This window comes from Pseudomonas sp. GW822-FHT06B12 (genome assembly GCF_058799675.1).
Window position 1 is genome coordinate 455,158 of sequence record NZ_JBXALR010000002.1, and the last position, 21,548, is coordinate 476,705.

Annotated in this window: 19 protein-coding genes; 12 read left to right on the forward strand and 7 right to left on the reverse strand. The window is 59.2% G+C overall.

The window, feature by feature from the left end; genetic code table 11:
* Nucleotides 1–175: 175 nt before the first annotated feature.
* Nucleotides 176–2,626, reverse strand: coding sequence for a glycogen/starch/alpha-glucan phosphorylase (locus tag AC1RKH_RS06735; protein ID WP_493061970.1), 2,451 nt, complete (start codon nt 2,624–2,626; stop codon nt 176–178).
* A 252-nt stretch (nt 2,627–2,878) separates the two neighbouring features.
* On the opposite strand from AC1RKH_RS06735, the gene AC1RKH_RS06740 reads away from it, so the two are divergent.
* On the forward strand, nt 2,879–3,316 hold the full coding sequence (locus AC1RKH_RS06740; RefSeq protein ID WP_123423993.1) for a YkgJ family cysteine cluster protein: 438 nt from the start codon (nt 2,879–2,881) through the stop codon (nt 3,314–3,316).
* 171 nt (nt 3,317–3,487) lie between these two features.
* Here the strand turns inward: AC1RKH_RS06740 and typA are convergent, their stop codons facing one another.
* On the reverse strand, nt 3,488–5,308 hold the full coding sequence (gene typA / locus AC1RKH_RS06745; RefSeq protein ID WP_123423994.1) for a translational GTPase TypA: 1,821 nt from the start codon (nt 5,306–5,308) through the stop codon (nt 3,488–3,490).
* A gap of 139 nt (nt 5,309–5,447) precedes the next feature.
* Complete coding sequence (gene thiI / locus AC1RKH_RS06750; RefSeq protein ID WP_493061969.1) at nt 5,448–6,902, reverse strand: tRNA uracil 4-sulfurtransferase ThiI; 1,455 nt, start codon at nt 6,900–6,902, stop codon at nt 5,448–5,450.
* 330 nt (nt 6,903–7,232) lie between these two features.
* Here thiI and glnA point away from each other — a divergent pair, with 330 nt between their 5' ends.
* The 6 genes from glnA (at nt 7,233) to ntrC (ending at nt 13,399) form a co-directional block, all read left to right on the forward strand.
* Nucleotides 7,233–8,639 carry a glutamate--ammonia ligase gene (gene glnA, locus AC1RKH_RS06755; RefSeq protein ID WP_019691316.1) on the forward strand — a complete coding sequence of 469 codons (1,407 nt, stop codon included), beginning with the start codon at nt 7,233–7,235 and terminating at the stop codon, nt 8,637–8,639.
* A gap of 134 nt (nt 8,640–8,773) precedes the next feature.
* The gene (locus AC1RKH_RS06760) at nt 8,774–9,340 is read left to right on the forward strand and encodes a chorismate mutase (RefSeq protein ID WP_493061968.1); all 567 of its coding nucleotides are present in this window, start codon (nt 8,774–8,776) and stop codon (nt 9,338–9,340) included.
* Nucleotides 9,341–9,520: 180 nt separating this feature from the next.
* On the forward strand, nt 9,521–10,027 hold the full coding sequence (locus AC1RKH_RS06765; RefSeq protein ID WP_493061967.1) for a DUF4124 domain-containing protein: 507 nt from the start codon (nt 9,521–9,523) through the stop codon (nt 10,025–10,027).
* Between the two features lie 8 nt (nt 10,028–10,035).
* On the forward strand, nt 10,036–10,650 hold the full coding sequence (locus tag AC1RKH_RS06770) for a DUF4124 domain-containing protein (RefSeq protein ID WP_493061966.1): 615 nt from the start codon (nt 10,036–10,038) through the stop codon (nt 10,648–10,650).
* A 230-nt stretch (nt 10,651–10,880) separates the two neighbouring features.
* A complete protein-coding gene (glnL, locus tag AC1RKH_RS06775) occupies nt 10,881–11,966 on the forward strand; it encodes a nitrogen regulation protein NR(II) (RefSeq protein ID WP_123424000.1) in 1,086 nt (361 codons plus the stop codon).
* Nucleotides 11,963–13,399, forward strand: coding sequence for a nitrogen regulation protein NR(I) (gene ntrC / locus AC1RKH_RS06780; RefSeq protein WP_493061965.1), 1,437 nt, complete (start codon nt 11,963–11,965; stop codon nt 13,397–13,399). Before glnL ends, ntrC begins: the two co-directional genes overlap by 4 nt.
* A gap of 546 nt (nt 13,400–13,945) precedes the next feature.
* On the opposite strand, the gene AC1RKH_RS06785 is transcribed toward ntrC, so the two are convergent.
* Nucleotides 13,946–14,386 carry a hypothetical protein gene (locus AC1RKH_RS06785; RefSeq protein WP_493061964.1) on the reverse strand — a complete coding sequence of 147 codons (441 nt, stop codon included), beginning with the start codon at nt 14,384–14,386 and terminating at the stop codon, nt 13,946–13,948.
* Between AC1RKH_RS06785 and AC1RKH_RS06790 the strand changes: the two genes are divergently transcribed.
* On the forward strand, nt 14,385–14,840 hold the full coding sequence (locus AC1RKH_RS06790; protein ID WP_019691309.1) for a tRNA (cytidine(34)-2'-O)-methyltransferase: 456 nt from the start codon (nt 14,385–14,387) through the stop codon (nt 14,838–14,840). The genes AC1RKH_RS06785 and AC1RKH_RS06790 overlap by 2 nt on opposite strands.
* Nucleotides 14,841–14,931: 91 nt before the next feature.
* Here AC1RKH_RS06790 and secB read toward each other — a convergent pair whose 3' ends face one another.
* From secB to AC1RKH_RS06805, 3 genes are read right to left on the reverse strand one after another with little or no spacing between them, the layout of a single operon-like run.
* Nucleotides 14,932–15,414 carry a protein-export chaperone SecB gene (secB, locus tag AC1RKH_RS06795; protein WP_123424003.1) on the reverse strand — a complete coding sequence of 161 codons (483 nt, stop codon included), beginning with the start codon at nt 15,412–15,414 and terminating at the stop codon, nt 14,932–14,934.
* A gap of 56 nt (nt 15,415–15,470) precedes the next feature.
* Complete coding sequence (gene grxC, locus AC1RKH_RS06800) at nt 15,471–15,725, reverse strand: glutaredoxin 3 (RefSeq protein WP_493061963.1); 255 nt, start codon at nt 15,723–15,725, stop codon at nt 15,471–15,473.
* Nucleotide 15,726: 1 nt separating this feature from the next.
* Nucleotides 15,727–16,140, reverse strand: a complete 414-nt coding sequence (locus AC1RKH_RS06805) for a rhodanese-like domain-containing protein (RefSeq protein WP_123424005.1) — start codon at nt 16,138–16,140, stop codon at nt 15,727–15,729.
* A 151-nt stretch (nt 16,141–16,291) separates the two neighbouring features.
* Between AC1RKH_RS06805 and gpmI the strand changes: the two genes are divergently transcribed.
* From gpmI to AC1RKH_RS06825, 4 genes are all read left to right on the forward strand, one after another.
* Nucleotides 16,292–17,821, forward strand: coding sequence for a 2,3-bisphosphoglycerate-independent phosphoglycerate mutase (gene gpmI, locus AC1RKH_RS06810; RefSeq protein ID WP_493061962.1), 1,530 nt, complete (start codon nt 16,292–16,294; stop codon nt 17,819–17,821).
* A gap of 265 nt (nt 17,822–18,086) precedes the next feature.
* A complete protein-coding gene (locus tag AC1RKH_RS06815) occupies nt 18,087–19,379 on the forward strand; it encodes a murein hydrolase activator EnvC family protein (protein ID WP_493061961.1) in 1,293 nt (430 codons plus the stop codon).
* A gap of 34 nt (nt 19,380–19,413) precedes the next feature.
* Nucleotides 19,414–20,721 (forward strand): S41 family peptidase, encoded by a 1,308-nt coding sequence (locus AC1RKH_RS06820; protein ID WP_123424008.1) that lies wholly within the window; start codon nt 19,414–19,416, stop codon nt 20,719–20,721.
* Nucleotide 20,722: 1 nt separating this feature from the next.
* Nucleotides 20,723–21,523, forward strand: coding sequence for a divergent polysaccharide deacetylase family protein (locus AC1RKH_RS06825; RefSeq protein WP_493061960.1), 801 nt, complete (start codon nt 20,723–20,725; stop codon nt 21,521–21,523).
* Nucleotides 21,524–21,548: the final 25 nt, after the last annotated feature.

Below are 21,548 nucleotides of genomic sequence, written 5' to 3' on the forward strand. Positions count from 1 at the left end.
TCAACATCAATGGTGAATGGAATGTCCCCATCGCGAGCAAGCTCGCTCCCACATTGGATTGCCGGTGCGTTCACTTTGACTGAGCCCTTTGACACTGTGGCCCGGTAAAACTGCTGCTTAGTATATCGATCCAGCCCAACAACCGTTGGGCCTTGCTCGCAATTATTGCTAAAAGTTACTCCAGCGCTTTCCAGATATCCGTGGCGTACTCGCGAATGGTCCGGTCGGACGAGAACCAGCCCATGCGCGCGCTGTTGAGCACCGCCGAGCGCCACCACTCCTTCGAGTCGTGCCAGTGCTCTTCAACCCGCACCTGGGCATTCCAGTAGGAATCGAAGTCGGCGCAGACCAGGAAGCGGTCATATTCGATCAACGAGTCGATCAACCCGGTGTAACGCGACGGCTCATCCGGTGAGAACACACCGCCGCGGATCGCTTGCAGCACGTCCCCCAGTCGACGGGAGGCGGCGATGTCCGGCGCGGCATAGAACTCGTGATTCTGCTTACGCGCCTCAACCTGCTGCGCGGTCAGACCGAAGATGAACATGTGCTCGACGCCAATGCGCTCACTCATTTCCACGTTGGCACCGTCCAGGGTGCCGATGGTCAGCGCGCCGTTGAGGCCGAATTTCATGTTGCTGGTGCCCGACGCCTCAAAGCCGGCGGTGGATATCTGCTCCGACAGGTCGGCCGCCGGAATGATGCTCTCTGCCAGGCTGACGTTGTAGTTGGGCAAGAACACCACTTTCAGCAAACCGCGCACCGTCGGGTCGTTGTTGACCACTCGGGCGATGTCGTTGGTCAGCTTGATGATTAGCTTGGCCTGGTGATAACTGGCCGCCGCCTTGCCGGCGAAGATCTTCACGCGCGGTACCCAATCGATTTCCGGCTCGGCACGGATCGCCTGATACAGCGCCACGGTGTGCATCAGGTTGAGCAACTGGCGTTTGTATTCGTGAATCCGTTTGACCTGCACGTCGAACATCGCTGCCGGGTTGACCGCGATCCCCAAGCGTTCATGAATCAGATAAGCCAGGGCCTTTTTACTGTGCAGGCGCTGCTCGGCGAACTTGTTGCGGAATGCCGCTTTCTCGGCAAACGGCTCCAGGCCGATCAGTCGTTGCTCCGGGTTATCCAACAGATCCGGGCCCAGCGCATCGACCATCATCGAGGTCAGTTCCGGGTTGGCCTGGTAGAGCCAGCGGCGGAACGTAATGCCGTTGGTCTTGTTGTTGATCCGCTCCGGGTACAGCTTGTGCAGCTCGGAAAACACCGTGCTGCGCATCAGCTGAGTGTGCAGGCCGGACACGCCGTTAACACTGTGAGAACCCAGAAACGCCAGATTCCCCATGCGCACCCGGCGACCGTTGTCTTCCTCGATCAGCGACACCGCGCGCAGCACGTCGAAGTCGTGGATACCCTTGGCCCGCAACGAATCGATGTGCTGAGCATTGATCAAATAAATGATCTGCATGTGCCGTGGCAACATCCGCTCCATCAGCCCCACCGGCCAGGTTTCCAGCGCCTCCGGCAACAGCGTGTGGTTGGTGTAGGAAAGCGTATCGACGGTGATCTGCCACGCAGCGTCCCACGCCACGTCGTACACATCGACCAATTGACGCATCAACTCGGCCACGGCGATCGAGGGGTGAGTGTCGTTGAGCTGGATCGCCGCGTGATCGCCCAGGGTCAGCACCGAGGTGTGCATATTGCGGTGCCGGCGCAACAAATCCTGCAAGGATGCGGCAACGAAGAAATATTCCTGGCGCAGCCGCAGTTCCTGACCGGCCTCGGTGCTGTCGGCCGGATAGAGCACGCGGGAGATACTTTCAGCGCGGGCCACTTCGGCCACCGCGCCCAAATGGTCACCGGCGTTGAAACGCTCCAGGTGCAAATCTTCCATCGCCCGCGCACGCCACAGGCGCAAGGTGTTGACGCTAGCGCCGCGCCAGCCGACCACCGGCGTGTCATAGGCCACCCCCCGCACGGTTTCCGAAGGCGACCAGACCTGTTTGGACTTGCCGCTGGCATCGACCACGGTCTCGACGCTACCGCCGAAGCCAATCGGGTAGATTACTTCCGGGCGCTCGAACTCCCAGGGGTTGCCGAAATCCAGCCAGTTTTCGGTCTGCTCCTGCTGCCAGCCATCGACAACCGCCTGGCGGAACAAACCGTGTTCATAACGAATACCGTAGCCATGGCCGGCGATGCCGAGCGTCGACATGCTTTCCATGAAGCACGCCGCCAGGCGACCGAGGCCACCGTTGCCAAGCGCGGCGTCCGGCTCCAGCAAGCGGATGCGTTCGAGGTCTACACCCAACTCGGTCAGCGCTTCGCGGGCCACATCGAGCAGGCCGAGGTTGCTCAGGCTGTCGTAGAGCAGGCGACCGATGAGAAATTCCAGCGAGAGGTAGTAAACGCGCTTCTGGCCCTTGCGGTAGATCTGCCGGGTGTGGTCCATCCAGTGTTCGACCATGTGATCACGTGCCGCCAGGGCAATCGCTTCAAACCAATCATGGTCAAAGGCGTGATCCGGGTCCTTGCCCACTGCATAGGTAAGTTTGGCTAATACGGCGTCGCGAAACGCGGCCACCTCAGCTTCGCGAACAAGCGGTTCTTGAGTCATCGATAGGACCTCGGGCGAGCATGGAATTGACTGAGCCTAGTCGGTCTGACACGAGACAAATGCACTGGTTCGGCGATTTTTGCAATCGCCTGAATCAAGCCTCTGTCCTTGCCGGTACACGTTGAAAAGATGCAGATGCCATGCCGATCGTTCGGAAAATTCAGCATAGCCATAAAAAACCGGCAAATGGTCGTTCAAAAAATCACCAGTCCCGGTATGATCGCGCGCCCTGATGCACGCTGGTAATTCCACATGATGAAGCCGAACCTGATCGCCGCCGCGGAGATCGACCGTCTCGATACCTGGGCCAAGTACTCTGCCCCGATGTGCGGCTCGTGCGTGTCCAGCTGCTGCACGCTGCCGGTCGAGGTCAAGATCAAGGATCTGATCCGCATCGGCATCGTCGACGAATTCGAACTTGGCGAACCACCGAAGAACATCGCCAAGCGCCTGCAAAAGGAAGGGATCGTCGAGCGCTACAATCAGAAGTCCGAGATTTTCACGCTCCAGCGCATGAGCAACAACGATTGCCTGTATCTGGATCGTAAGAGCCGTTTGTGCACTATTTATGAAAAGCGCCCGGATACTTGCCGCAATCACCCGAAAATCGGCCCACGGCCTGGGTATTGCGCGTACAAGCCAAAAGAAGTCGTGCGCGAGAGCAATCCGCGGACCCTCGACAAGTTTTAATCAAGAATCTCGCTGCCTGACAGGGCCCTATCGCGAGCAAGCTCGCTCCCACAGGTGTGGGAGCGAGCTTGCTCGCGATGGCGTCAGCCCAGGCAACACCAAAACCCAGACAAACAAAAACGCCCCCGACCTTGCGGTCGGGGGCGTTTTTTTGTCAGCTAACTAAATGACTTAGTTACCGGACTTCTTGGCAGCGCGGGTACGCTCGCTTTCGCCCAGGATCTTCTTGCGAAGACGGATGGACTTAGGAGTGACTTCACACAGTTCGTCTTCTTGTACGAACTCCAGAGCCTGCTCCAGGGTGAAACGGATAGGCGGAACCAGTGCGATGGTTTCGTCTTTACCCGAAGCACGCATGTTGTCGAGCTTCTTGCCTTTGGTTGGGTTGACGCCCAGGTCGTTGTCGCGGCTGTTGATGCCGACGATTTGACCTTCGTACACGTCTTCACCGTGACCCAGGAACAGTTTGCCGCGAGCTTGCAGGGTTTCCAGCGAGTAAGTCAAAGCCTTACCGGTAGCCACCGAAACCAGCACGCCGTTCTGACGGCCGGACATGTCGCCGGACTTCATCACGTCGTAACGGTCGAAGATCGAGGTCAGGATGCCTGCACCGGAGGTCAGGGTCAGGAACTCGTTACGGAAACCGATCAAGCCACGAGCCGGGATGTTGTACTCAAGGCGCACACGGCCCTTGCCATCCGGAACCATGTTGGTCAGGTCGCCTTTACGGATACCGATCTGTTCCATGATCGAACCTTGCGATTCTTCCGGCAGGTCGATGGTCACGTTTTCGTACGGTTCGTGCTTGACGCCGTCAACCATGCGGATGATCACTTCCGGACGACCAACACCCATTTCGAAGCCTTCGCGACGCATGGTTTCGATCAGTACCGAGAGGTGCAGCTCACCACGGCCGGAAACCTTGAACTTGTCAGCCGAGTCGCCTTCTTCAACGCGCAGTGCAACGTTGTACAGCAGCTCTTTGTCCAGACGTTCCTTGATGTTACGGCTGGTCACGAACTTGCCTTCTTTACCGCAGAAAGGCGAGTCGTTTACCTGGAAGGTCATGGAAACGGTTGGTTCGTCAACGGTCAGCGGCTTCATCGCTTCGACGTTCAGTGGGTCGCACAGAGTGTCGGAGATGAACAGCTGGTCGAAGCCGCTGATGCAGACGATGTCGCCGGCAGCTGCTTCTTCAACGTCGATGCGGTGCAGACCGTGGTGACCCATCAGCTTCAGGATACGACCGTTACGCTTCTTGCCGTCAGCGTCGATAGCCACAACCGGAGTGTTCGGCTTGATGCGACCACGAGCGATACGGCCAACACCGATAACACCCAGGAAGCTGTTGTAGTCCAGAGCGGAGATCTGCATCTGGAACGGACCGTCACGGTCGACTTTCGGCGCTGGTACGTTGTCGACGATCGACTGGTACAGCGGGGTCATGTCGTCAGCCATTTCGGTGTGGTCCAGACCGGCAATACCGTTCAGGGCCGAGGCGTAGACGACTTTGAAGTCCAGCTGTTCTTCGGTAGCACCGAGGTTGTCGAACAGGTCGAAGATCTGGTCCAGAACCCAGTCCGGACGCGCGCCTGGACGGTCAACCTTGTTGATTACCACGATTGGACGCAGGCCGGCTTCGAAAGCCTTCTTGGTCACGAAACGGGTTTGCGGCATAGGGCCGTCTTGAGCGTCAACCAGCAGCAGAACGGAGTCAACCATCGACATTACGCGTTCAACTTCGCCGCCGAAGTCGGCGTGGCCCGGGGTGTCCACGATGTTGATGTGGTAGCCGTTCCAGTTGATGGCGGTGTTTTTCGCCAGAATGGTAATACCGCGCTCTTTCTCCTGGTCGTTGGAGTCCATCACGCGCTCGTCGTTGAGCTCGTTGCGCTCCAGGGTGCCGGATTGACGCAAGAGCTTGTCTACCAGGGTGGTCTTACCATGGTCAACGTGAGCAATGATGGCGATGTTGCGTAGATTTTCGATCACTTGTGTATCTCGATCAGAGGATTCGGTGTGCTGACAAGTCTTGGCAGCGATTTACAGTAGAGTCAGGCCTTGCCGTTACAGCTTGACGGCGGCGTCGGGGGGCCGGTGACGCAGGCCACAGGCAAACAGCCCCGGGCTCTTAGCTCGGTCGATAAACGCGCACATTGGCATGCCCCTCACTGAGCAAATGGTGGGCATGCAGGCGACTCATCACGCCTTTGTCGCAATACAGCAGGTACTGGCGAGTAGGGTCCAGTTCCTTGAAACGAGCGTTCAGAGCATAAAACGGCATCGCTTGTACCTCGACGCCAGCCAGTGTCAGCGGGTCGTCTTCAACGGCATCCGGGTGACGGATGTCGATGACGATCTGACCGGCCAGCGCTTCGCTGACTTCTTCAATCTGCAAGTCCTGGCCCAATTCATCGATTACGCGATCGATCGGCACCAGTTTGGCGTTCTCGAGCGCACGCTCAAGTACTGCCATATCGAATTCTTTCTCTTCATGCTCCACGCGCGGACGCTTGGCGTGGGTCTTGGGGTTCACCGAAATGACCCCGCAGTACTCTGGCATGTGCTTGGCGAAGTCGGCGGTGCCGATTTCGTTGGCCAGGTCGATGATGTCCTGCTTGTGACTGGCGATCAGCGGGCGCAATACCAGCTTGTCGGTCACGCAGTCGATCACGGACAGGTTCGGCAGCGTCTGGCTGGAAACCTGGGAAATCGCTTCGCCGGTGACCAGCGCCTCGATGTCCAGTCGATCAGCGATTCGGGACGCAGCGCGCAACATCATACGCTTCAATACTACGCCCATATGACTGTTATCGACTTTGCCGAGAATTTCTCCCAGCACTTCCTCAAACGGCACACTGACAAATAACACGCGCTGGGAGCTGCCGTACTTCTTCCAGATGAAGTGCGCGACTTCCATCACGCCCAATTCGTGGGCACGCCCGCCGAGGTTGAAGAAGCAGAAATGGCTCATCAGCCCGCGGCGCATGATCTGGTAAGCCGCGACGGTGGAATCGAAACCGCCGGACATCAGCACCAGGGTCTGTTCCAGTGCGCCCAGCGGGTAACCGCCGATGCTGTTGTGCTGGCTGTGGATCACAAACAACCGTTTGTCGCGAATTTCGATGCGAACTTCGATTTCTGGCTCTTTAAGCGAAATCCCGGCGGCGCCGCACTGACGACGCAGCTGGCTGCCGACGTATTTCTCGACGTCCATCGAGCTGAATTCGTGCTTGCCGGCACGCTTGCAGCGCACCGAAAAAATCTTCCCGGCCAGCGACTCACCGAAGTGCTGCCTGCACTTGGCGACGATGTCGTCGAAGTCGCCCAACGGGTACTCATCGACCTGCAGGAAATGCGCGATGCCCGGCATGCAGCTCAGGCGCTCGGTCATGTCCTTCAAGGCTTTGGGGTCACTGACGTGCGTTTCCAGCTCGAGGTTGTCCCACACGCCGTTCACCACCACGGCCGGGTCCAGATCGCGGAGCACGGTACGGATGTTTTTGGCCAATTGACGGATGAAACGCATCCGTACCGGGCGGCTCTTGATGGTGATCTCGGGGAAGACTTTTACGATTAGTTTCATGAAAACAGCGCGCGAGGGGCCAGCCGAAAAAGGGGGGCGCGGATTATAGCGGAAATTGCTCAAGGTTTAACCAGTTAATGTGCAGAAGGTTTTCAGTGCACCAAAACAGGTCATTTATGAAATTGAGCGCTACATTAAAGGGCGAGATTTTCCGCTTTAAAGTACTTTGCACCTTTATAAGCGTGATATTGGGGCAAAAAACCCAAGTCGGGGCACTGGCATGCAATTTGCTCCCTTGTGAGGCAGGTTGCCATGGCAGAGTATTCGCGCCGGCATCACCCACATTCTAAGGGCACTCCACTACCCGCCCGAAGCCACCCGGAGGACACTATGTCGAAGTCGGTTCAACTCATCAAAGATCATGACGTCAAATGGATTGATCTGCGCTTCACTGATACCAAAGGCACTCAGCACCACGTGACCATGCCGGCCCGTGATGCGCTGGATGAAGCCTTCTTCGAAGAAGGCAAAATGTTCGACGGCTCCTCCATCGCTGGCTGGAAGGGCATCGAAGCCTCCGACATGATCCTGATGCCGGACGACACCACTGCCGTCCTCGACCCGTTCACCGAAGAGCCGACCCTGATCCTGGTTTGCGACGTGATCGAGCCTTCGACCATGCAAGGCTATGACCGTGACCCACGTGCCATCGCCAAGCGCGCCGAGGAATACCTGAAGTCCACGGGTATCGGCGACACCGTTTTCGTCGGTCCAGAGCCTGAGTTCTTCATCTTCGACGAAGTGAAGTTCAAGTCCGACATCTCCGGTTCGATGTTCAAAATCTACTCCGAACAAGGTTCGTGGATGTCCGACCAGGACGTGGAAGGCGGCAACAAAGGCCACCGTCCAGGCGTCAAAGGCGGCTACTTCCCGGTACCTCCGTTCGACCACGACCACGAAATCCGTACCTCCATGTGCAACGCCATGGAAGAAATGGGCCTGGTCATCGAAGTTCACCACCACGAAGTGGCGACTGCTGGCCAGAACGAAATCGGCGTCAAGTTCAACACCCTGGTCGCCAAGGCTGACGAAGTTCAGACCCTGAAGTACTGCGTACACAACGTGGCTGACGCTTACGGCCGCACCGCGACCTTCATGCCTAAGCCACTGTACGGCGACAACGGTTCGGGTATGCACGTTCACCTGTCCATCGCCAAAGATGGCAAGAACACCTTCGCTGGCGAAGGTTATGCCGGCCTGTCCGACACCGCCCTGTACTTCATCGGCGGCATCATCAAGCACGGTAAGGCCCTGAACGGCTTCACCAACCCGTCGACCAACTCCTACAAGCGTCTGGTCCCAGGTTTCGAAGCGCCGGTAATGCTGGCCTACTCGGCTCGCAACCGTTCCGCTTCGATCCGTATTCCTTATGTATCGAGCCCTCGCGCTCGCCGTATCGAAGCACGCTTCCCGGATCCGGCAGCCAACCCATACCTGGGCTTCGCTGCACTGTTGATGGCTGGCCTGGACGGCATCCAGAACAAGATCCACCCTGGCGACGCTGCTGACAAAAACCTGTACGACCTGCCGCCTGAAGAGGCGAAAGAGATCCCACAAGTTTGCGGCAGCCTGAAAGAAGCCCTGGAAGAGCTGGACAAAGGTCGTGCGTTCCTGACCAAAGGCGGCGTTTTCAGCGACGACTTCATCGACGCTTACATCGCCCTGAAAAGCGAAGAAGAAATCAAAGTACGTACCTTCGTACACCCACTGGAATACGAGCTGTACTACAGCTGCTGATCCAGTAGCGCTCGCGTAAGCGGCGTAACGTGAAAAGGTCTCCTGCGGGAGGCCTTTTTTGTGGGCGAACACTTGTCATCGGGCCTACTGTTATAGGCATCATGCTCCTCCACGGAATGAAGACGAGACACCCCATGCGCCTACCTTTGTGCCTTGCACTGCTCACCGCCCTGTTTGCCAACATCGCCTGCGCTGCCACCCCGCCCCCTGCCCCGGCACCCGCTGCTCTCGCCCCGCTGCTCAGCACCATCCAGGAGCGCCTGGCGCTTGCCGACAAGGTCGCACTGAGCAAGTGGGACAGTGGCAAGCCTGTCGAGGATCGCCAGCGGGAACGCGACGTCATTGCCGGAGCCATCGCCGAGGCGCCCTACTACAAATTGAGCAATGAAACCGTCGAGCAGTTCTTCTCGGCGCAGATCGAAGCCAACAAACTGGTGCAGTACGCACACTTGTCCGACTGGCACGCACAAGGCAAAGCCCCCAACGACCCTCGCCCTGACCTCGATGGCCTGATCCGCCCGCAACTTGACCTGTTACAAAAACGCCTGCTGCAACAATTGGCCGATTTCACCCCGTATCGTAAAGACCCACACTGCCCGTTATGGCTGGCCAAGGCCAATAAAACCGTGGGCCAACAAGTGCCGCTGCGTGAGCTTGCGCTGATACGCGCCACCGCAGAGTTGTGCAGCGCCCATCCGTAGGAGCTGGCGAAGCCTGCGATCTTTGCGGTTTTATCGCCTCTGAAGATCAAAAGATCGCAGCCTGCGGCAACTCCTACGCAAGATTGATCGCTCTTTCGTGTCAGGGTGTTAGTGAATTGGGCCAACACGTAACCCTGACCTATGCTGCAACCCAACGTTTTCGTTTATTGGTCGTTTTTTATGGGTCGTGGTTTTCTATTCATCTTGCTGCTGATCGCCCTGCCCGCCACCGCGCAGATCTACCGGTACACCGACGCCAGCGGCAATACCGCCTACAGCAATCAGCCGCCCGATGGCGTGAAGAGCCAGGCCGTCGAGTTGCCGCCACTCAACAGTGTCGAACGCCAACCACCGATAGCCCCCGAACAACCGCCCCAACGCGCTGACAAAAACGCTGTCTATTCAGTGCTGGAGCTGACCGGCCTGCCCAGCGATGAAGCCCTGCGCGCCAACAACGGCACCTTCACCGTTGGCGTACAGATTCAGCCACGCCTGCAAGGGCCGCATCTGTTTCGATTGCTGCTGGACGGTCAACCGTATGGCCAGCCGAGCAACGTTCCGCGCCTGCAACTGGTGAACATCGATCGCGGCGAACACCACCTCGCGGTGCAGGTGCTCGCCGGAGAAAGCCTCGTGCAGCAGAGCCCGACCATCACCTTCACCGTGCAGCGGGTACACACCCCGTGAGGTGCTGGATGATCGCCACCTGCCTGTGGCTGATCGCCCTGCCGGCGCTGGCCGAGGTCTATACCTACGTCGACGCCCAAGGCAATCGGGTATTCACCGATCAGCCGCGCCCCGGCAACGCCAAGCGAGTAACACTGGCACCGGGTAATCGCATGTCCGCCAATCCCACCGGCGCCACATTGCCAGCGGCTACAAAGAAACCCGAGGAAAAACCACTGTTTCACTACGACATGCTTCGCGTACTCGTACCGGAGCCGGACGCTTCGGTGCGCAGCAGCGCGGGCGAGGTGATCGTCAGTGTCACCAACGAACCCACCCTGCAACACGGTCATCGCTATCGGCTGTTACTGGACGGCCAACCGACCGCCGATCCTGGCCCCAGCCCGGTGTTCGCACTGAGCAACATTGATCGCGGTACGCATCACCTCGCAGTGGAAATCCTCGACGAACACGGGCGGATCGTCGAACGCACGGCGAATCAGCCATTCCACATGCTGCGCATCTCTCTGGCGCAGAAGCGTCAGGTCAAACCCTGCACCCCCACCGATTACGGTCAGCGCCCGGAATGCCCACTCGCAGACAAGCCTGAAGAAGAAAAAGTCGGCATTTTTTCTTTCTTCTAAACGTCGTTCAGGTTTGCGCACTATATTGGTGCAATGAACTGCACCGTACCCATATTCCAACCCATTTTGGTTCGAAAGTACCCGCAAACGCTGGCAGAACGCCGCGCAAACGAGCGTCAAACGCCTGTTTCAGGGCCTGAACGCTTCTTTTCGGAGCCTTGGTTTGGTTTTTGCATTTTCCTTGCATCAGCGCCTTCTTCTCGCGCGCGCCTGCTCCAAAAGAGGTCCTAATGACCATCAGCGACGCACTGCACCGCTTGTTACTCGACAACCTGACCACCGCCACCATTCTGCTCGACGCCGAACTGCGCCTTGAGTACATGAATCCCGCGGCTGAAATGCTCCTGGCCATCAGCGGCCAGCGCAGCCATGGGCAATTCATCAGCGAGCTGTTCACCGAATCGACCGAAGCCCTGAACTCCTTGCGCCAGGCGGTCGAACAAGCGCACCCGTTTACCAAGCGCGAAGCGATGCTCACCGCCCTGACCGGTCAAACCCTGACCGTCGACTACGCAGTGACGCCGATCCTCAGCAATGGCGACACGCTGCTGCTGCTCGAAGTGCACCCACGCGACCGCTTGTTGCGCATCACCAAAGAAGAAGCGCAGCTCTCCAAACAGGAAACCAGCAAGATGCTGGTGCGCGGCCTCGCTCACGAGATCAAGAACCCGCTTGGCGGGATTCGCGGCGCCGCTCAGTTGCTGGCCCGCGAGCTGCCGGAAGAAAGCCTCAAGGACTACACCAACGTCATCATCGAGGAAGCCGATCGCCTGCGTAACCTGGTCGATCGCATGCTCGGCTCAAACAAGCTTCCGTCGCTTGCCCTGTGCAACGTCCACGAAGTGCTGGAGCGCGTCTGTCATCTGGTGGAAGCCGAAAGCCAGGGCTGCATCACTTTGGTGCGCGACTACGACCCGAGCATTCCCGATGTATTGATCGACCGCGAACAAATGATTCAGGCCGTCCTGAACATCGTGCGCAACGCGATGCAGGCCATCAGCAGCCAGAACGAGTTGCGCCTGGGCCGCATTACCTTGCGTTCGCGCGCCATGCGCCAGTTCACCATCGGCCACGTGCGTCATCGTCTGGTGACCAAACTCGAAATCATCGACAACGGCCCGGGGATTCCTGCGGACCTGCAAGAAACCATCTTCTTTCCCATGGTCAGCGGCCGCCCGGACGGTACCGGGCTCGGCCTGGCCATTACCCAGAACATCATCAGCCAGCACCAGGGCCTGATCGAATGTGACAGCCATCCAGGCCACACCACATTCTCGATCTTTCTGCCACTGGAACAAGGAGCCACATCGACATGAGCCGTAGTGAAACCGTGTGGATCGTCGATGACGACCGTTCTATCCGTTGGGTCCTGGAAAAAGCCTTGCAACAGGAAGGCATGACCACGCAAAGCTTCGACAGCGCCGATGGCGTGATGAGCCGCCTGGCGCGCCAGCAGCCGGACGTGATCATCTCCGACATCCGCATGCCCGGCGCCAGCGGTCTGGACCTGCTGGCACGGATTCGCGAGCAACACCCTCGGCTACCCGTGATCATCATGACCGCGCACTCCGACCTGGACAGCGCTGTCGCGTCCTATCAGGGCGGCGCTTTCGAGTACCTGCCCAAGCCGTTCGACGTCGATGAAGCGGTGTCGCTGGTCAAGCGCGCCAACCAGCACGCCCAGGAACAGCAAGGTCTGGAGGTTGTACCCACCCTGACCCGCACCCCGGAAATCATCGGTGAAGCTCCGGCGATGCAGGAAGTGTTTCGCGCCATCGGGCGCTTGAGCCACTCCAACATCACCGTGCTGATCAACGGTGAATCGGGTACCGGTAAAGAACTGGTGGCCCACGCCCTGCACCGTCACAGCCCGCGGGCGGCCTCGCCGTTCATCGCGTTGAACATGGCGGCGATCCCCAAGGACCTGATGGAGTCCGAGCTGTTCGGCCACGAAAAAGGCGCGTTCACCGGCGCGGCCAACCTGCGGCGCGGGCGGTTTGAACAGGCGGATGGCGGCACACTGTTTCTCGATGAAATCGGCGACATGCCAGCCGACACTCAGACTCGCTTGCTGCGGGTATTGGCCGATGGCGAGTTCTATCGCGTTGGCGGTCATGTGCCGGTCAAGGTTGACGTGCGCATCATCGCCGCGACTCACCAGAACCTGGAAACCCTGGTGCACGCCGGGAAATTCCGTGAAGACCTGTTCCATCGTCTGAACGTGATCCGCATCCACATTCCGCGCTTGTCGGACCGTCGCGAAGACATTCCGACCCTGGCCAAGCACTTCCTCGCCCGCGCCGCGCAAGAACTGGCGGTGGAGCCGAAGCTGCTGAAAAACGAAACCGAGGAATACCTGAAAAACCTGCCGTGGCCAGGCAACGTGCGTCAGCTGGAAAACACCTGCCGCTGGATCACGGTGATGGCTTCGGGTCGCGAAGTGCACATCAGCGACCTGCCACCCGAACTGCTGAGCCTGCCACAAGACTCGGCACCGGTGACCAACTGGGAGCAAGCGCTGCGTCAGTGGGCCGATCAGGCGCTCGCACGCGGTCAGTCGAGCCTGCTCGACAGCGCGGTGCCGAGCTTCGAGCGGATCATGATCGAAACCGCCCTCAAACACACCGCCGGCCGCCGCCGCGACGCTGCCGTGCTGCTGGGCTGGGGCCGCAACACCTTGACCCGCAAGATCAAGGAGTTGGGGATGAAGGTCGATGGCGGGGATGATGATGAAGGGGATGAGGGTTAACCAGCCTTTAGCTCTTCGCTGATCTCCAGATCCAATCGCGAGCAAGCTCGCTCCCACAGTGGATTTTCAGTGTTTCACTATCGTGTGAACACCATTGAACCCTTGTGGGAGCGAGCCTGCTCGCGATGCTTTTGGGGGCTGCGTGCACCGCCTCAATGCACCGTGAACCGCAATCGCGCATCCCACGGGAAACAAAATCCCGCCTCCAGCAACACGAAAACCCATATCACAAAAAAGCCAAAGCCCCGAATCACGGGGCTTTCAGCGCTGTACGCGGGCTTTTTGTTTCAACTGATTAAAACCTGGCACGCCCCCTGCAATAGTCCAATCACTACCCAGTTTCGGGGACCTTGGTACAGGCAGGCCGGGGATTCCCCTCTTTACATCCGGGGTTCATCACGCAGACCGCGACGAACCCCTTCCCGTTTTGGGGACCCTGGTACAGGCAGGCCGGGGATTCCCTCTTTACACCGGGGCTTGCGACGCAACGCGCAACCCCCTCCCGTTTTGGGAACCTTGGTACAGGCAGGCCGGGGATTCCCTCTTTTATTGCTCCTGGAGATGGATCTCCAACCGCCAGCGGTCATTGACCTCGCTACCGGCCCATTCACCCTTCAGGGGACGGGCCGCCACCAGCGTCAGCAACAAGCCCTTATCACTCAAACGCACCCGCCAGTTCACGTCCTTGTCGTTGAGCTTCAACTGGCCGTTCTGCGCCTTGCCTTCAGCCTCGAACAGCAATGCGACGCTGCCGTCGATGAATTCGCCGTGGGTCTTCGGTTCGTTGTTGAACCACACCACCAAACCATCCGGTTCGACCTCTACCTGTTGTAACTCGGTGGGGTCGGGCGCGGTCAGACGACCGATCATCATCCCGACCATGACACCGACGATCGCCAATGAGGCCATCACCCGAGGGAATAGCTTCGGTCGCGGGTCCACTTCAGGCGTAGAATGCCGCCCATCTTTACCTTCGGAGCCGTGCATGTTTCACGTCATCCTTTTTCAACCAGAAATTCCGCCGAATACCGGCAACGTTATCAGGCTGTGCGCCAACAGTGGCTGCCACCTGCATTTGATCGAGCCGCTGGGTTTCGAGATGGACGACAAGCGCCTGCGCCGGGCCGGCCTCGACTACCACGAGTATGCCACCCTGCAGCGCCATGCAGACCTTGCCAGCTGTCTGGAAAGCCTTGGCCATCCGCGGCTGTTCGCCTTCACCACCAAGGGCTCGCGGCCGTTCCACGACGCCAGCTTCGCTGAGGGTGATGCCTTCCTGTTCGGTCCGGAAAGCCGTGGCCTGCCCGCCGAGGTGCTGGACGCACTGCCTGCCGAACAACGGCTGCGCCTGCCGATGCGCGAAGGCTGCCGCAGCCTGAACCTGTCCAACACCGTGGCGGTGGCCGTGTACGAAGGCTGGCGCCAGCTCGGCTTCAAATAACACAGCGATACCGATATCCAACGGGGGTAGGTTTCCAGCCCCATGAAAAAAGCGCCGTTGAAGGCGCTTTTTTCGTTGCTGCATCGAACGCTTACTGAACGGTCTGTACGCCGTCTTGCTGCATGCGTTGCAGTTCTTGCGCGTACAGGGCGTCGAAGTTCACCGGTGCCAGCATCAGCGCCGGGAACGAACCACGGGTCACCAGGCTGTCCAGGGCTTCGCGAGCATACGGGAACAGGATGTTCGGGCAGAAAGCACCGAGGGTGTGGCTCATCGAGGCTTCGTCGAGGTTCTTGATCAGGAAGATACCGGCCTGCTGAACTTCAGCGATGAACGCCACTTCGTCGCCGTTCTTCACGGTAACCGACAGGGTCAGTACGACTTCGTGGAAGTCAGCTTCCAGCGCTTTCTGACGGGTGTTCAGATCCAGACCAACGCTCGGCTCCCACTGCTGGCGGAAGATCGCCGGGCTTTTCGGGGCTTCGAAGGACAGGTCACGCACGTAAATGCGCTGCAAGGAGAATTGCGGTGCAGTTTCTTCTTCGTTCGCAGCAGTGTTCTGTTCGTCAGTCATCTCAGATCCTTTCTGATCTTGGGGTCTTGTAGGGTTTGCCGATCTTAAGGGTTTAGTCAGGCCGTGAGCAGCGCGTCGAGCTTGCCGGCGCGGTCCAGGGCAAACAAATCATCACAACCACCGACGTGGGTGCTGCCGATCCAGATCTGCGGCACGGACGTACGCCCGGCCTTGCTGGCCATTTCGGCACGCACCTGCGGCTTGCCATCGACCTTGATCTCTTCGAAGGCTACGCCCTTGTTCTCGAGCAGGTACTTGGCTCGCGAGCAGTAGGGGCAGTAATCGCTGGAGTAGACGACGACGTTTTTCATATCACTTCACCAGCGGCAAATTGTCGGCTTTCCAGCTGGAGATCCCGCCGGACAGCTTGGCTGCAGTAAAACCGGACTTCAACAGCTCGCGAGCGTGGGTGCCGGAGTGCTGGCCCAGAGCGTCGACCAGAATGATGGTCTTGGCCTTGTGCTTTTCCAGTTCGCCAACGCGAGCGGTCAGTTTGTCCTGTGGAATGTTCAGCGCGCCAACGATGTGACCGGCGGCGAAATCCTTGGTGGTACGGATATCGACCACAACGCCCTCGTCCTTGTTGACCAGCGCGGTCAGCTCGGCAGTGCTGAGGCTGCGGCCGCCGCGGCTCATCTCGCGGGCGATCAACAACGCCAGCAGTACGACGAAGATACCGACGAGCAGATAGTGGTTAGTGGCAAATTCAATCAGGTGAGCAACCATCAAGGAGGTTCCAGGGCGTTAAAATGTCGGCCAGTATACACAGCCACTATGGTGGGCCAAACCCCGTCCGGCGGTGACGCGGTCGGAACTTCGCTTTAAACTGCCACTCCCTTTTCCATCGCCTCTTTTAACTTAAGCCAGAGTGGAATCCATGACTACCACGCCTAAACCTTTGGTCCTGATTATTCTCGACGGCTTCGGTCACAGTGAAAGCCAGGAATCCAACGCCGTGTTCGCGGCCAAAAAGCCGGTCCTCGACCGTTTGTACGCCACCGTACCGAACGGCCTGATCTCGGGCTCGGGCATGGACGTCGGCCTGCCGGACGGGCAAATGGGCAACTCGGAAGTCGGCCACATGAACCTCGGCGCAGGCCGCGTGGTGTATCAAGACTTCACCCGCGTGACCAAAGCGATCCGCGATGGCGAGTTCTTCGAGAACCCGACCATCTGCGCCGCGGTGGATAAAGCCGTTGCTGCCGGTAAAGCCGTGCACTTCATGGGCCTGCTGTCCGAAGGCGGCGTGCACAGCCACCAGGATCACCTGATCGCCATGGCCGAACTGGCCTTCAAGCGCGGCGCCGAGAAGATCTACCTGCACGCCTTCCTCGACGGCCGCGACACGCCGCCAAAAAGCGCACAGTCGTCGATCGAGCTGTTGGATGAAGCGTTCAAGACGCTGGGCAAAGGCCGGATCGCCAGCATCATTGGCCGCTACTTCGCCATGGACCGCGACAACCGCTGGGATCGCGTGTCCCAGGCCTACAACCTGATCGTCGACGGTAACGGCGAATTCAACGCCGCCACCGCCCAGCAAGGCCTGCAAGCGGCTTACGAGCGTGGCGAGAGCGACGAATTCGTCAAAGCCACCACCATTGGCGAGCCAGTCAAGGTCGAAGACGGCGACGCTGTAGTGTTCATGAACTTTCGCGCAGACCGCGCCCGCGAGCTGACCCGGGTATTCGTCGAAGACGATTTCAAGGACTTCGAGCGCGCTCGCCAGCCGAAACTGGCCGGTTTTGTCATGCTGACCCAATACGCGGGCAGCATTCCTGCGCCGTCGGCCTTTGCGCCGGGCAGCCTGGAAAACGTGCTGGGCGACTATTTGGCGAAAAACGGCAAAACCCAGCTGCGCATCGCCGAAACCGAAAAATACGCCCACGTGACCTTCTTCTTCTCGGGTGGTCGCGAAGAACCGTTCCCGGGCGAAGAGCGCATCCTGATCCCGTCGCCGAAAGTCGCGACCTATGACTTGCAGCCAGAAATGAGCGCACCGGAAGTCACCGACAAGATCGTCGACGCTATCGAAAACCAGCGCTACGACGTGATCGTGGTCAACTACGCCAACGGCGACATGGTCGGCCACAGCGGCATATTCGAGGCAGCAGTGAAGGCCGTTGAGTGCCTGGACCTGTGCGTCGGCCGTATTGTCGACGCCCTGGAAAAAGTCGGTGGCGAAGCACTGATCACCGCCGACCACGGCAACGTCGAGCAAATGTCCGACGAATCCACCGGCCAAGCGCACACCGCCCACACCACTGAACCGGTACCGTTCATCTACTTCGGCAAACGCGACCTCAAGGTCCGCGAAGGCGGCGTACTGGCAGACGTGGCGCCGACCATGCTCAAGTTGCTGGGGCTTGCGAAGCCAGCCGAGATGACGGGTACGTCGATCCTGGTCTGATTACATCCCTCAAACACCACTAAACCCTGTGGGAGCGGGCCTGCTCGCGATAGCAATCTGACACCCAACATCAATGTTGAATGTTTAGACGCCATCGCGAGCAAGCTCGCTCCCACAGTGGTTTGTAGTGTTTTCAAGAAACAAAACCTGCCTTCAAATCCTCGCCCTCTACTCCAGTTATCAAGCAGCCAGAAATGGACGTTTTTTTTGCAACGCTTGGCGGGCATACTAGGCTGTCTTTTTTCCCCTGGTGTCGCCCGCCTCTATGCTCCGCGCCCTGATTGCCCTTGCCCTGACCTGCCTGCTCCACCCGGCGTTTGCCGACGAGCGCGCGCAAACCCAACAACAGTTGGACGCCACGCGTCAGGATATTGCCGAGCTGAAAAAGCTGCTGGGCAAGTTGCAGGAAGAAAAGTCCGGCGTGCAAAAGGAGCTCAAAGGCACCGAGACCGAGATGGGCAAGCTCGAGAAGCAGGTCGAGGCCCTGCAAAAAGAGCTGAAGAAAAGCGAATCCGAGATACAGCGACTCGATGGTGAGAAAAAAAAACTCCAGAGCGCGCGCATTGAACAGCAACGACTGATCGCCATTCAGGCCCGCGCGGCCTATCAGAACGGCCGTCAGGAGTACCTGAAGCTGCTACTCAACCAGCAGAACCCGGAAAAATTCGCCCGCACCCTCACCTATTACGACTACCTGAGTCAGGCACGCCTGGAGCAGCTGAAGAATTTCAACGAGACCCTACGCCAACTGGCCAACGTCGAGCAGGACATTGCCCTGCAACAAGCCCAATTGCTGGTACAGAAAAGCAGCCTCGACAGTCAGCGCGACGAACTCGACAAAGTCCGCAAGGAGCGTTCGCAGGTCCTGGCCAAGCTCAACGACGACGTGAAAGTCCGCGACCAGAAGCTGCAAGCCCGCGAGCAGGATCAGGCCGACCTGTCTAAAGTACTCAAAACCATCGAAGAAACCCTGGCCCGCCAGGCCCGTGAGGCGGAAGAAGCGCGACAAAAAGCGCTGATCGCCCAGCAGGAAGCCGAAAAAAAGCGTTTACGTGAGGCTCAGGCCCAGGCTGAAGCCACTGATGCCCCACGCAAACCCGCCAAGTCGACACCCGGCGCACTGGTTTCAAGCGCAGGCGAGTCCTTCGGCGGACCTTTTGCTTCAGCCCGCGGAAAACTTCCCTGGCCGGTTGATGGTCGATTGCTTGCGCGCTTTGGTGAAACCCGTGGTGACGATGCCCGAACCAAGTGGGACGGCGTGATGATCAGTGCCTCCGCTGGCAGCCAGGTGCATGCTGTACACGGCGGTCGCGTGGTGTTCGCCGACTGGTTGCGCGGCGCCGGCTTGTTGGTGATTCTCGACCACGGCAATGGTTTTTTGAGTTTGTACGGCCACAACCAGACACTGCTTAAAGCAGCCGGTGACGTGGTCAAGGCCGGTGAGTCCATCTCCACTGTCGGTAACAGTGGTGGTCAGGACACACCTGCGCTGTATTTCGCTATTCGTCAGCAGGGTCACCCGAGTGACCCCGCACAATGGTGCCGCGCGCAAGGATAGGCGTTGAGTCACCTACATTAGGAGTTCGTTCGACATGCTGCATTTGTCCCGCCTCAATTCGCTGGCCCTGACGATCGCCCTGGTGATCGGCGCGCCGCTGGCGTTTGCCGCTGAAACGGCCCCGTTGGCCCCGGCCGCGACCACCAAGGCGCCATTGCCGCTGGAAGAGCTGCGCACCTTTGCCGAGGTCATGGACCGGATCAAGGCTGCCTATGTCGAACCGGTAGACGACAAGACCCTGCTGGAAAATGCCATCAAGGGCATGCTCAGCAACCTTGACCCGCACTCCGCCTACCTGGGGCCGGAAGACTTTGCCGAATTGCAGGAAAGCACCAGCGGCGAATTCGGCGGTCTGGGCATCGAAGTCGGCGCCGAAGACGGCTTCATCAAAGTCGTTTCGCCGATCGATGACACGCCTGCCTCCAAGGCCGGCATCCAGGCGGGCGATTTCATCGTCAAGATCAACGGCCAGCCAACCCGCGGCCAGAGCATGACCGAAGCCGTGGACAAGATGCGCGGCAAGATCGGCGAGAAGATCACCCTGACCCTGGTGCGCGACGGCGGTGCACCGTTCGACGTGACGCTGGCCCGCGCGACCATCCAGGTCAAGAGCGTGAAGAGCCAGTTACTGGATTCAGGCTACGCTTACATCCGCATCACCCAGTTCCAGGTCAAGACCGGCGAAGAGGTCTCCAAGGCCCTGGCCAAGTTGCGCAAGGACAACGGCAAGAAGCTCAGCGGCATCGTGCTCGATCTGCGTAACAACCCTGGCGGCGTGCTGCAAGCAGCGGTGGAAGTGGTCGACCACTTCATCACCAAAGGCCTGATCGTGTACACCAAGGGCCGCATCGCCAACTCCGAACTGCGCTTCTCTGCCACTGGCAAGGACCAGAGCGAAGCGGTGCCAATGGTCGTGCTGATCAACGGCGGTAGCGCCTCGGCTTCGGAAATTGTCGCCGGCGCCCTGCAGGATCAAAAACGTGCAGTCGTCATGGGCACCACCAGTTTCGGTAAAGGCTCGGTGCAAACCGTGCTGCCACTGAACAACGACCGTGCGCTGAAGATCACCACCGCGCTGTACTTCACGCCGAACGGGCGCTCGATCCAGGCCCAGGGCATCGTTCCGGACATTGAAGTGCGCAAGGCCAAGATCACCAACGAGCAGGACGGCGAATACTTCAAGGAAGCCGACCTGCAAGGTCACCTGGGCAATGGCAACGGTGGCGCCGACAAGCCAACCAAGTCCGGCAGCAAAGCCAAACCGATGCCACAGGACGACGATTACCAGCTGGCCCAGGCCCTGAGCCTGCTCAAAGGCCTGAGCATCACCCGCGGCCACTGAGATGCGTTTGCGGGTCATCCTCAGTCTGCTGTGCTGTCTGGCGGGCGCTGCCCACGCGGCGCCTGCCGAGACGGCGGCGCCACACAAGGCTTACCTGAGCCTGATCATCGATGACCTCGGGCAAAACCTGCCACGCGACCGCCGCGTGCTGGCGCTGCCCGGGCCGGTGACCACGGCGATCATGCCCGACACTCCCCACGCTGCCGAATTTGCCCGCGAAGCTCACCGCGCCGGCAAGATTGTCATGCTGCACATGCCCATGGACCCGGCCACCGGCCCGTTCGCCTGGCACCCCGAGCTTCCCATTGAAGAGCTGGAAAAACGCCTGAATGCGGCGTTCAACGCCGTGCCCTATACCAGTGGCATCAACAACCACATGGGCAGCCGCATGACCGCCCAGCAACCGGCCATGGCCTGGCTGATGGCCGAGCTGCAGCGCCGGCACAAGTTCTTTGTCGACAGCCGTACCAGCGCTCAGACAGTCGCCGCCGCCGAGGCGCAGAAGATTGGTTTGGCCAGCGTCTCGCGGGATGTGTTTCTCGATGATGAGCGCACCGAAGCCGCGATCTTAACTCAGCTACAGACCGCCATCAGCCTGGCACGCAAACAAGGCTCGGCAGTAATGATCGGCCACCCTTACCCGCAAACCCTGGCGGTGCTGGAGCGCGAGCTGCCCAAGCTCAAGGCTCAGGGAATTGAGTGGATCGATATCAAGTCTATGATCGGCTTGCGTGGCAATCGAGCGACTGCGGCGCATGGCACCGATGGAAACTACCGCCCCTCCCCAGAGAAGAGCCGCTGAAACGAGCCGCTGAGCCTCGACCTTC